Annotated in this window: 11 protein-coding genes; 10 read left to right on the forward strand and 1 reads right to left on the reverse strand. The window is 67.6% G+C overall.

The genetic code is table 11. The features are described from left to right. Positions 1-234 precede the first annotated feature (234 nt). From queF to KXV01_RS05210, 10 genes are all read left to right on the forward strand, one after another. Positions 235-1,053 (forward strand): NADPH-dependent 7-cyano-7-deazaguanine reductase QueF, encoded by an 819-nt coding sequence (gene queF, locus KXV01_RS05165; protein ID WP_049410682.1) that lies wholly within the window; start codon positions 235-237, stop codon positions 1,051-1,053. Between the two features lie 284 nt (positions 1,054-1,337). Next, entirely contained in the window at positions 1,338-1,631 is a 294-nt protein-coding gene (locus tag KXV01_RS05170; RefSeq protein ID WP_049410686.1) for a LysM peptidoglycan-binding domain-containing protein, read from the forward strand. 45 nt (positions 1,632-1,676) lie between these two features. Then, positions 1,677-2,189, forward strand: a complete 513-nt coding sequence (locus tag KXV01_RS05175) for a hypothetical protein (protein WP_049410689.1) — start codon at positions 1,677-1,679, stop codon at positions 2,187-2,189. Positions 2,190-2,504: 315 nt separating this feature from the next. Continuing rightward, entirely contained in the window at positions 2,505-4,727 is a 2,223-nt protein-coding gene (locus KXV01_RS05180) for an NADP-dependent isocitrate dehydrogenase (RefSeq protein ID WP_111097310.1), read from the forward strand. Positions 4,728-5,042: 315 nt separating this feature from the next. Next, positions 5,043-6,008: a hypothetical protein gene (locus KXV01_RS05185; protein ID WP_049410695.1), complete on the forward strand. Its 966-nt coding sequence runs from the start codon at positions 5,043-5,045 to the stop codon at positions 6,006-6,008. Then, positions 6,001-6,549, forward strand: a complete 549-nt coding sequence (locus KXV01_RS05190; protein WP_049410698.1) for an ATP/GTP-binding protein — start codon at positions 6,001-6,003, stop codon at positions 6,547-6,549. The genes KXV01_RS05185 and KXV01_RS05190 overlap by 8 nt, the downstream gene beginning before the upstream one ends. After that, positions 6,542-6,958 (forward strand): roadblock/LC7 domain-containing protein, encoded by a 417-nt coding sequence (locus KXV01_RS05195; RefSeq protein ID WP_111097311.1) that lies wholly within the window; start codon positions 6,542-6,544, stop codon positions 6,956-6,958. The genes KXV01_RS05190 and KXV01_RS05195 overlap by 8 nt, the downstream gene beginning before the upstream one ends. Positions 6,959-7,011: 53 nt before the next feature. Next, a complete protein-coding gene (locus KXV01_RS05200; protein WP_005419760.1) occupies positions 7,012-7,371 on the forward strand; it encodes a hypothetical protein in 360 nt (119 codons plus the stop codon). Between the two features lie 146 nt (positions 7,372-7,517). After that, on the forward strand, positions 7,518-9,248 hold the full coding sequence (gene aceK / locus KXV01_RS05205; protein ID WP_111097314.1) for a bifunctional isocitrate dehydrogenase kinase/phosphatase: 1,731 nt from the start codon (positions 7,518-7,520) through the stop codon (positions 9,246-9,248). Positions 9,249-9,328: 80 nt separating this feature from the next. Beyond that, positions 9,329-10,231: a TonB-dependent receptor gene (locus KXV01_RS05210; RefSeq protein WP_099495602.1), complete on the forward strand. Its 903-nt coding sequence runs from the start codon at positions 9,329-9,331 to the stop codon at positions 10,229-10,231. A 39-nt stretch (positions 10,232-10,270) separates the two neighbouring features. On the opposite strand, the gene KXV01_RS05215 is transcribed toward KXV01_RS05210, so the two are convergent. After that, on the reverse strand, positions 10,271-11,845 hold the full coding sequence (locus tag KXV01_RS05215) for a sensor domain-containing diguanylate cyclase (RefSeq protein ID WP_099495603.1): 1,575 nt from the start codon (positions 11,843-11,845) through the stop codon (positions 10,271-10,273). Positions 11,846-11,901 lie beyond the last annotated feature (56 nt).

An 11,901-nucleotide genomic window follows, 5' to 3' on the forward strand; every position in this document is an offset into this window, starting at 1 on the left:
TCGGCGGCAGAAATCTGTCGGGGGGGCCGGGCGGGTGGGGCTGGCGGGGTATCCGCGCCATGGATGGCGCGGCTAAGCCTCCAGGGACGGATTCACGGCGTCCCCGCCAGCCCCATCCGCCCGGCCCACTTCCGGGAATCCAGGCTTTCGACGACCCAACACCCCACCACGGAGGGGCTCCGCCGTTGGCCGGCCCGGCCGAAGGCCCGGTCTCCGCGCGATACAATGACCTCCATGAACACCCCACAGGATTCCAGCCTCGGTCGCGAGGTCAGTTACCCGTCGCAGTACGATCCCGGCCTGCTGTTCCCGATCCCCCGCAGCGGTGCCCGCGCCGAGATCGGCCTCGATGACGCCGCGCTGCCATTCGTCGGCCACGACCGCTGGCACGCCTTCGAGCTGAGCTGGCTCGACCCGCGTGGCAAGCCGCAGGTCGCCGTCGCCACCGTCCAGGTGCCATGCACTTCGCCGCGTTTGATCGAATCGAAGTCGTTCAAGCTGTACCTCAACTCCCTCAACAGCACCCGCATCGACAGCGCCGAGGCGCTGCGCGCGCGCATCGTGGCGGATCTGTCGGCCTGTGCCGGTGCGCCGGTCCAGGTGGAGTTCGGCCTGCCGGAGCTGCGCGAGACGCCGCTCGGCGAATCCATCGACGGGCTGGACGTGGAGATCGACTGCTACGGCCCGCCGCAGGCGGACTTCCTCGCCGCCGATGCGGGCGAGGTGGTGGAGGAGACCCTGGTCTCGGCGCTGCTGAAGTCCAACTGCCCGGTCACCGGCCAGCCGGACTGGGCCACGGTCAGCCTGCGTTATCGCGGGCCGAAGATCGATCGCGCCGGCCTGCTGCGCTATCTGGTCAGCTACCGCGAGCATGCCGAGTTCCACGAGCAGTGCGTTGAGCGGATCTTCAGCGAGGTGTCCGCGCGCTGCCGGCCGCACTGGCTGGAGGTCGAGGCCCGCTACACCCGCCGCGGTGGCCTGGACATCAATCCCTGGCGTGCCAGCCGGGGCATCGCCGCCCCGGCCGCGACCTACCGCGAGCTGCGGCAGTAACCGCCGCAGGCGGTTACCCGTTGTGCCGGGCCATGCCCGGCGCGCGCCGGCCAGCGGCCGGCACTACCATGGTTCGCAGGCGGTTACGGGTAGTGCCGGCCGCTGGCCGGCAATCGGCCAAGGCCGGATCCCCTGGCACAGCCGGCCAGCGGCCGGCACTACCGGGCGTCCATTCCCCCGATTGTTCAGTCGCCCCCGGGGGCGGCTTCACATCTGCACCATCCCCATTTAACAACCTCCATGGCACCGTGCCAATCACGTAGTCATGCAGACGGGAGTTGTGGATGAGTACCGAGAAGAAAGCCGATTTCTCCGGCGTCAGCAGCAGCGTCGACAGTACCGCCGAACAGGCACCGAAGGCGGACTTTTCCGGCGTCAGCGCCTCGGTGGACAGCACCGCCGACGTTGTCAGCGGCGGCACCTACACCGTGCAGAAGGGGGACTCGCTGTCGAAGATCGCCAAGCAGCATCTGGGCGACGCCAATGCCTGGAAGAAGATCTTCGAAGCCAACCGCGATGTGCTTGATGACCCGGATAAGATCTTCCCGGGCCAGACCCTGAAACTGCCGCCGAAGTAAGCCGGCGATCGAACGCCATCCGAGAATCCCTGGGAGGAACCCCGAATGATCAAGACCACCCCGCTCCAGACCGCCCTGATCGCCGCCCTGCTGGGCAGCGTCGCCCTGGTCGGTTGCAAGAAGAAAGAAGAGTCGACCGACACCAATGCCGCTCCGGCAGCGACTGCTCCGGCCGAACCGGCAGCACCGGCCCCGATGACCGGCGCGCCGCCGCCGATGGCCGAAGCCGCTGCTGTCAGCGTCTCGTCGGTCACGGTCGGCAAGACCGCAGCCGCCGACAAGTCGGTTGCGACGACGGCTCTGTTCGCGCCGAAGGACGACATCATCGTCTCGGTCAAGACCGACGGTGCTGCCAACAACGTCACCGTTGGCGCGAAGCTGACCTACCAGGACGGCCAGGTGGCCGGCGAACAGAATGCCACGCTGAACACCAGCGGTGCGGAAACCACCAACGTCACCTTCAAGAATGCAAAGGGCTGGCCGGCCGGCAAGTACCGCGCCGAAGTCACCGTCGATGGCAAGGCGGCCGGAACGCCGCAGGAGTTCGAGGTCAAGTAAGTCCAGCCGACTCTCTCCCGGCAGGGCTCACGATGGACGCAGCCGCGAGGCTGCGTCCTTTTTTGTTGGATGATGGTCGGCTTCATCCAGGCGTCGATGGATCACAGCGTTGCCGGCATGCAGTACCGCCGCGTATGGCACAGCTTTGCCCCGCGCGGCCGAAAACGCGACAATGCAGGGGTTTCCCCGCCGCGCGCCCACCCTGACGGCGACGGGGGAAAGCGCGGGGGCCAACCCCGCGCGCGACACGGTTGCACGTGGCCCGGCGCTGGCGCCGGCCTTCCCCTGAGCATTGCTACAGAGTCCAAGTCCCCCATGTCCAAGATCCTCTACACGCTGACCGACGAAGCACCGTTCCTGGCCACCCAGTCGCTGCTGCCGATCGTTGACGCCTACACCGCCACTGCCGGCATCGTGGTGGAAACCCGTGACATCTCGCTGTCCGGCCGCATCCTGTCGCAGTTCCCGGAACTGCTGTCCGACGCGCAGAAGGTCAGCGACGACCTGGCCGAGCTCGGCCAGCTGGCGACCACCCCGGACGCCAACATCATCAAGCTGCCGAACATCTCCGCCTCGGTGCCGCAGCTGAAGGCGGCCATCAAGGAACTGCAGGACCAGGGCTATCCGCTGCCGGATTACCCGGAAACCCCGGCCGACGATCAGCAGCGCGACTACAAGGCGCGCTACGACAAGGTCAAGGGCAGTGCGGTGAACCCGGTGCTGCGCGAAGGCAACTCCGACCGCCGCGCACCGCTGTCGGTGAAGAACTACGCGCGCAAGCACCCGCACCGCATGGGTGCCTGGTCGGCCGATTCGAAGTCGCACGTCGCGCACATGGCCGCCGGTGACTTCTATGGCAGCGAAAAGTCGGCCACCGTCGCCAACGCGGGTTCGCTGAAGATCACCTTCCACGGCAAGGACGGCAGCGCCGTCGTGCTGAAGGAAAAGACTGCGGTCAAGGCCGGCGAGATCGTCGACGCCGCCGTGATGAGCCGCAAGGCGCTGGCCGCGTTCATCGGTGAGCAGATCGCCGATGCCAAGGCCCAGGGCGTGCTGTTCTCGCTGCACCTGAAGGCGACCATGATGAAGGTCTCCGACCCGATCATGTTCGGCGTGGCGGTCAATGAGTTCTACAAGGACGTGCTGGCCAAGCACGCCGAAGTGCTCAAGCAGGCCGGTTTCGACGCCAACAACGGCATCGGTGACCTGGCTGCGCGCCTGCCGTCGCTGCCGGAAGCCACCCGTGCTGCGATCGAAGCCGACCTGGCTGCCGAGTACGCACAGCGCCCGGGCGTGGCCATGGTCAATTCGGACAAGGGCATCACCAACCTGCACGTGCCGAGCGACGTCATCGTCGACGCCTCGATGCCGGCGATGATCCGCGACTCCGGCAAGATGTGGAACGCCGAAGGCAAGCTGCAGGACACCAAGGCGGTCATTCCGGACCGCTGCTACGCCGGCGTGTACCAGGCCGTCATCGACGACTGCAAGGCGCACGGCGCCTTCGACCCGGCCACCATGGGCTCGGTGCCCAACGTCGGCCTGATGGCACAGAAGGCCGAAGAGTACGGCTCGCACGACAAGACCTTCCAGATCGCTGCCGATGGCGTGGTCAAGGTCACCGACGATGCCGGCACCGTGGTGTTCGAGCACGCCGTGGAAGCCGGTGACATCTGGCGCATGTGCCAGACCAAGGACGCGCCGATCCAGGACTGGGTCAAGCTCGCCGTCGAGCGCGCCCGCCTGAGCAGCACCCCGGCCGTGTTCTGGCTGGATGCCGCCCGCGCCCACGACGCGCAGGTCATCGCCAAGGTCGAGCAGTACCTGAAGGACCACGACACCACCGGCCTGGACATCCGCATCCTGCCGCCGGTGGAAGCGACCGCGTTCTCGCTGGCCCGCATCCGCAAGGGTGAGGACACCATCTCGGTGACCGGCAACGTGCTGCGCGACTACCTGACCGACCTGTTCCCGATCATGGAGCTGGGCACCAGCGCCAAGATGCTGTCGATCGTGCCGCTGATGGCCGGTGGTGGCCTGTTCGAGACCGGCGCCGGTGGTTCGGCCCCGAAGCACGTGCAGCAGTTCGTCGAAGAGGACTACCTGCGCTGGGATTCGCTGGGTGAGTTCCTGGCCCTGGCCGCGTCGCTGGAACACCTGGGCAACCGCTATGACAACGCCGCCGCCCGTGTGCTGGCCAAGGCGCTGGACGAAGCCAACGGCCAGTTCCTGGACAACGACAAGTCGCCGTCGCGCAAGCTGGGTGGCATCGACAACCGCGGCAGCCACTTCTACATCGCGCTGTACTGGGCGCAGGCCCTGGCCGCGCAGGACGAGGACGCCGCACTGAAGGCGCGCTTCGCCCCGCTGGCCAAGGCGCTGACCGACAACGAGCAGAAGATCGTCGACGAGCTGATCGCAGTGCAGGGCAAGGCCGTGGACATCGGGGGCTACTACCGTCCGGATGTGGCCAAGGCCAGCAAGGCGATGCGCCCGAGCGCGACCTTCAACGCCGCGCTGGAGCAGCTGCGCGGCTGATCCAGCGCCGTTCGCCTGCCGCAACATGGAAACCCGCGCTTCGGCGCGGGTTTTCTTTTTCCGGGGCCGCTCGGGGTCAGATCCCTTCTGCGCGCAAAAGGGATCCGACCCCGAGCGATGAAACCGTGACATCCGTCAGCTGTCGGACTGCCGTCAACGGGGCATGAAACTTGCCCGCGATGGCCGTCGCAGAACCGATCAGCACGCCGATGTAGCCCCGCTCAATCTGAGCAGTCGATCACGACGGCCTTCGTCGGCAAACCCTAGCCTTGGCGACGCGAGACCACCGGGGAGGTGGTCGCCCGGGGAACACGGATGGCACGCGTGCTGGTAGTGGGGACCGACATCCAGGGCGAGCAGGCCCTGCTGCAACGGCTGCGCCTGGCGTCGGCACTGCCGGACGGCCAGGTCCGCCGCAGCCAGGACCTGGACGATTGCGACCTGCTGGTCATCCGCGATACCCCGGCGCTGCGCAACGCGGCCCAGCGCATGCGCCAGCAGCGACCGCGCCTGCAATGCTGGATCGAGGACAACGGCGGCCAACTGCGCGACGGCGACGGACACCAGGATGTGCTCGACGACGGTGCCATCGGCCGCGCGCTGCGTCGCATGCAGTTGGCACCGGAGCCCCTGGCCATGCCCGCACCCGCGCTGATACGTCTGGCCGATGGCGCACACGCCATCACCCGCCTGCTGCGCGAGCGGTTGCCGCTGCGCCATGGCCAGGCACTGTTGAGTGATGCGGGCGAACCTTTGCTGTTGATGGATCTGGAGCACGACCAGGCCGTGCTGTTGCAGGAACCCGCGAGCGTGCTGGTGGAGCGCCTGGCCGATGCGTTCGAACGCCTGCAGCTGGATGCGCTGACGCCGGCGCGCCTGCAGGCACTGGCTGGTGAGCGACCACGCCAGCCGCTGCGGCCGCTGCTGTGGCAATGGGCGCAACGCAGCCGCCACTGGCAGGCACTGGACGAACGCCTGCGCGGCGCTTCGGTGAAGCTGCTGCGCTGGCCGGATTTCCGCGTGCTGGGGCACGACCACGATGGATTCCGCCTGTGCTCGCTGCTGCTCAAGCGCGCGTGCACGGTTGAAGAATGCGCGATGCTGCTTGAGCTGCCGGCGGCGGCCGTTCGCGATTTCATCCACGCGGCCTACCTGTGTGGCTACGCGCAGCTGCAGGCCGCCCCGGCGGCGCCGATGGTGGCGACCGGTGGCACCCGCACCGACAACGGATTGCTTGCCCGCCTGTGGCGGCACCTGCGTGGGAGTGAGCGCAATGCGTGAGCACAAGGTGGTGGTGCTGGGCGGCATGGGCAGCGGAAAGTCGACGCTGGTGCGCAGCATCGCGGCCGGCGCCGTAGTCGACACCGATGTGGCCAACAGTGATCGCCTCGGTGCCGACAAGGCCTCCACCACCGTCGCGCTGGACTATGCAGACATCGACCTGCCCAACGGCGAGCGCCTGCGGCTGTACGGAACGCCCGGCCAGCAGCGCTTCGACTTCCTGTGGCCGATCCTGCTGCAGGGTGCACGGGGCGCGGTGCTGCTGCTGGACGCACGTCGCGCGGGCCTGGCCAGCGAGCTGCAGGACTACCTGCAGGTGCTGCAGCCGTTTGCATCGTCCTTGGCACTGGTGGTGGCGGTCACCCACCTCGACCAGGCGCCGCAGGCGGCACTGGATGACTGGGCCAGCCGAGCCTGCCTGGACGACCAGCCACTGCCGCTGCTGGCCATCGATGCCCGTGACCGGGAACAGGGACTGCTGCTGATGGACGTACTGATGAGCGAAATGGAAGCGCACGCACTGGTGGCTGCGCATGGCTGACGGGCAGATGGCGGTATTGCCCGACGCCGGCCAGCGTGAGCGCCTGCAACCCCTGCTGCAGGACCTGCAGCAGCGGGTCGAAGGGGTACGTACCGTGGTCCTGGCCAGCGTTGATGGCTTCGCCCTGGTCAGCGCCGGAGCCGACGGGCGCGGTGAACGGCTGGCGGCGATGACCAGCGCGATGCTGGCGTTGGCCGCAGCGGTGGGGCGCGAACTGGTCCTGGGCGATCTGCAGACGCTGATGCTCGAAGCGATCGGCGGGAAGGTGCTGATGCTGGCGATCCAGGCCGAAGGGCGTGCGCCGCTGCTGCTGATGGCGGCCTGCGACCAGCGCAGCGTGATCGGGCAGGTGCTGTGGCAGAGCAGGGAATGTGGCCAGGCGATCCTGGCCGAACTCGGCGGATCGTGAGCCCGGCCGCAGGGGAACGAGGGGCTCGAACCAACATCGACAAGGGGTGCGACGTGGCTGGATTGAATGAATCGTTGAACGCACTGATGGGCATCGACGGCGCGCAGGCAGTGGCGCTGGTCGACTACGAAAGCGGCATGCTGCTCGGCGAAGCCGGTGCCGGCATGGACATGGAAGTGGCCGCCGCCGGCAATACCGAAGTGATCCGGGCCAAGATGAAGACCGCCGCCTCGCTGAACCTCAATGACAGCATCGAGGATATCCTGATCTCGCTGGGCAAGGCGTACCACATCATGCGACCGGTCGCGAAGAAGAAGGGCCTGTTCTTCTACATCGTGCTGGACCGGACCAAGTCCAACCTTGCACTGGCCCGACGCAAGGTGCAGGACGTAGAGGCCGAACTGGCGATCTGAGCCGGTAGTGCCGGCCGCTGGCCGGCGTCTGCATCGATCCATCGACGGTCCAGGTGCTGCCGGCCAGCGGCCGGCACTACCTTCGCACTCGACGCCATTGCACACGCCAGCGTATGGTGAAGCCGGTCCTTCCGGGTGAGCCCTGCATGTCCGAGCCTGACATCGCTGCCGAGCTGGCGCCGCGCATCGCCGGCGCCATCCGCGATGGTTTCGAGCAGTACCATGCCCGCTTCGCGGCGATCACCGCCCGTGCACGGCAGCGCTTCGAGCAGCGTGACTGGGCGGGCGCGCGCCAGGATGCAGTCGAGCGCATCGCGTTGTATGACCTGTGCATCGCCGAGCAGATGGATGCACTGCGCCGCCTCGCCGGCGAAGCGATCGGCGAGCGCGCGCTGTGGCTGCAGGTGCATGCGCAGTACAGCGCACTGCTGCGGGGGCTGATCGACGCCGAACTGTACAAGACCTTCTACAACACGTTGTCGCGGCGCCTGTTTTCCATCCGTGGCGTGGATCCGGCGCTGGAGTTCATCGCCTTCGATGTCGAGCCGTCCGACGCGATCACCCATCCGGTCGCCCGGCATACCTATGCCGTCTCGCCGACGCGGCCGGTGGAGGCCCTGCAGCGCGTGCTGGCCGACTACCGTTTCGACATTCCGTATGCGCACCAGTTGCGCTGCGCGGCGGCGATCGCCGTGCGCCTGCAGGATGATCTGGCGCACTGGGGCGATACGCCGGTGCGCAGCATCGAGCTGCTCGACACCGTGTTCTATCGCGAGCGCCGTGCCTACCTGGTTGGCCGCGTGTTCGGCGAGCACCGCTTCTCACCGTGCGTGATCGCACTGGTCAACGATGAGCGTGGCCTGCGTGCCGACGCGGTGCTGACCCGTCGTCGCGACGTCGCCCACCTGTTCGGTGTATCGCGCAGTTACTTCCAGGCTGACCTCGCCACGGTCGGCGATGCGGTGGTGTTCCTGCGCAGCCTGCTGCCGGGCAAGCCCATCGATGAGATCTACACGGTGCTGGGACGCGCCAAGCAGGGCAAGACCGAGCGCTACCGCACCTTTTTCCGCCACTTCAACGAGCATCCGCAGGAGCGGCTGGTGCCCGCCGAAGGCACGCCGGGCATGGTCATGGCGGTGTTCACCCTGCCCAGCTATCCGCTGGTGTTCAAGCTGATCCGCGACCGCTTCGCCTGGCCCAAGGCGATGTCGCGGCAGCAGGTGGAAGAGAAGTACGCGCTGGTGTTCAACCTCGACCGCGTCGGCCGCCTGCTCGATGCGCAGCCGTATCGCCACCTGCGCTTCCCGCGAGACCGTTTCGCACCGGCCTTGCTGGAAGAGCTGCTGCAGCAATGCGCGCAGACCGTGCGGGTCGATGGCGAAGAGGTGGAAGTGGCACTGTGCTACGTACAGCGCCGCTTCCGGCCATTGAACCTGTACCTGCGCGAGCAGGGCGGTGAGGCCGTGCGCGCGGCGGTACTGGACTATGCGCAGGCGATCACCGACATGGCGCGCAACAACATCTTCCCCGGCGACATGCTGCCGAAGAACTTCGGCGTATCCCGGCATGGCCGGGCCGTGTTCTACGACTATGACGAGTTGTGCCTGGTCAGCGACTGCGTGTTCCGCACCTGGCCGCAGCCACGTACGCCGGAGGACGCCATGGCCGACGAGCCCTGGTTCCATGTCGGTCCACGCGACGTGTTTCCCGAGCGCTTCGGGCCGTTCATGGGCCTGCCCGCCAGCGAACTGGCGGCGGTGAGGGAGCACTACCGGCACCTGTTCGATCCGACGTGGTGGCAGGACCTGCAGGCGCGCTTCGTCGCGGGTGATTATCCGGATACGCCGCCCTATGCAGCGGCCCATCGCCTGGCCTGAACGGCGTGGCGTCAAGCGCGTGCCGATCCGGTCTGGACTGCGGTACGCTCGGTGCTCACTTCATCACCACGGATCCGGCAATGATGCGTTCCCACCTGTTCCTTGCGCTGGCCCTGGCGTTCTCCGCCGGGGCCCCCCTGCTGCCAGCCGAGGCCGTCGCCCAGAACGCGCGCGCCGTGCGTGCCACCGCCGAGATGAGCATGGCGCTGTCGGGCAGTATCGAGGTGGCGGCCGACGGCTCGGTCAGCGCGCTGGTCCTGGACCAGCAGGCGATGCTCGCACCGGGTATCGCCTCATTCGTGGAGGGCACCATCCGTGGCTGGCAGTTCGAGCCGACGCTGCGCGATGGCAAGCCGGTGGCGGTCCACGCACCACTGCGGGTGCGCCTGCGTGGCAAGCAGCAGGACGACGGCAGCTACCAGGTCAGCATGACCGGTGTCGACTTCAGTGAGTATGACCCGAAGGCTACCGATTCGGTGACCCGGAAGAGCATGCCGCCACCGCGCTACCCCGAGGATGTCTTCCGCAGTGGTGGGCAGGGTGATGTGCTGTTGCTGGTCAAGGTGGCCCGCGACGGGACCGTGGCCGACGTCATTGCCGAACAGGTGAACATGACCGTGGTCGCGCCGGAGCGGACCCTGGCCAAGATGCGCGACCTGCTCGCCAAGGCCAGCATCAGCGGCGCCCGCAAGTGGACCTTCGTCCCGCCGACCACCGGCGAGAACAGCACGCGCGACTTCTGGACCGTGCGCGTGCCGGTGAACTTCGCCCTGAACAGCGACACCGGCAGCAACGGCAATGCCCAGCCGGAACGCTATGGCCGCTGGCGTGCCTTCATCCCCGGCCCGCGCCAGGCCGCACCGTGGCGCAAGCCGGATGCCGCCGGACAGGCGGGCAGTGATCTGCTGCCTGCCGGGGGCGTGTACATGGTCGATGGCACCCAGCGCGGCCTGCGCCTGCTGACACCGTTGGCGCAGCGCTGAGCCCGACGCGGTGAAGTGGTCGGTCAGGCCGGCCGCGTCTCAGTCCGCGTACGGGTAGACCACAACGCGGTTGCGGCCCTGTTCCTTGGCCATGTACAGGGCCTTGTCGGCCAGCCGCAGCGCCTGCTCGGCATCGACATGGAAGCTGGGGAAGTGGGCCACGCCCAGTGACACGGTGATGGTGCCGACCGGTGCGAACGGATGATCGGCGATGTGCTGGCGCAGGCGCTCGCCGGCCTGGCGCGCCGAGTCGGTGCTGATGCCCGGCAACAGCAGCAGGAATTCCTCGCCGCCGGCGCGGCAGAGGATGTCGCTGTCGCGCGAGTAGCGGCGCATCTGGTCGGCGATATGGACGATGGCGGCGTCACCGACGTCATGGCCGTGGCTGTCGTTGATCGATTTGAAGCGATCGATGTCCAGCGCCAGGATCGCGAACGGAATGCCCTGCACCTGCAATGCATCCAGCGCCTGCTGCAGGCCGCGGCGATTGAGCAGGCCGGTCAGCGGATCGGTGCGGTTGGCGCGGCTGAGCGTGCCGATGCGGTCCTGCAGCGCGTTGAAGCTGTGCAGCACCGCCTGCTTGAGCTGGGCCACCTCGAAGTACCACGCGCGGATGCCGCTGACGTGACTGATCGCGTTGCCGGTGTCCTCGCCACCCTGCACGTTTCGCGCCAGCTGCCACAGCGGCATCGAGATGCGACGGGCGAACCACCAGGTGACCAGCAGTGACAGCAGGCCGAGCGGGATCGCATTCCAGATCACCGCGGTCATCAACCGTGACAATGGCTGCAGCGTGGCCTCGGTCGGCCGCTGGGCGATGATGCCCCAGCCGGTGGCCGGTACCGGTGCATAGCCGGCCAGCATCGACACGCCCAGGTTGTTGCGGACCTGCTGCGCACCGCGTTCACCGCGCACGACTGCCTTCACCGCCGGGTTGCCGACCACGTAGTCGCCGACCCGCTTGCCGTCGGCGTGGTACAACAGGCGGCCATTGCGGTCCACCACGTACAGGTACGAGCCGTCGCGGTAATAGTGCTTGCCCAGCAGCGTGTGCAGCGCACTGCGCTGGCGCAGGTACAGGGTGCCGCTGACGTAACCGCGGTAGTGGCCGCTGCGGTCGAAGATCGGATGCGACAGCGAGACCAGCAGCTTGCCGGTGGTCGACTGGTAGGGATCGCTGATCATCGGCTGGCGCGCGGCCAGTGCGGCGTTGTTGCCGGCGCTGTGCAGGATCTCGCCCTGCAGCTGCAGGGTCTGCGGCGAGGTGGCGATCACCAGACCATCGGCGTCGACCACCAGCGAGGAGTTGAAGCTGTTGGTCTGCAGCTGCAGCCGGCTGGCTTCATCCTGGGCCTGTGCCGGATCGAGATCATTCTGGCCGAGCCGGGTGGCGGCGTAGGCCAGCTCCTGCTGCGCGGCCAGCAGGAAATTCTGGGTGGTCTCGGCCAGCTTGGTGGCATAGACGCGGTTGGCCTCCAGCGTGTTGCCGACCAGCTGGTCGCGCTGCACGCGGTAACTGGCGAGCAGGGTATTGGCCAGGGCGATGATGGCGCTGAGCAGGGCCAGGGCGAGGATCAGCTTGCCCAGGTTGAGGCGGGGGGACAGCGTTCGCATGCGTCGACGGATCCGGCAGTAGGCTGGACCCGACCGGTTCTCCGGAAGGGGCGACA

The sequence above is a fragment of the Stenotrophomonas sp. Ps181 genome (assembly GCF_025697425.1).
Lineage (GTDB): Bacteria > Pseudomonadota > Gammaproteobacteria > Xanthomonadales > Xanthomonadaceae > Stenotrophomonas > Stenotrophomonas sepilia.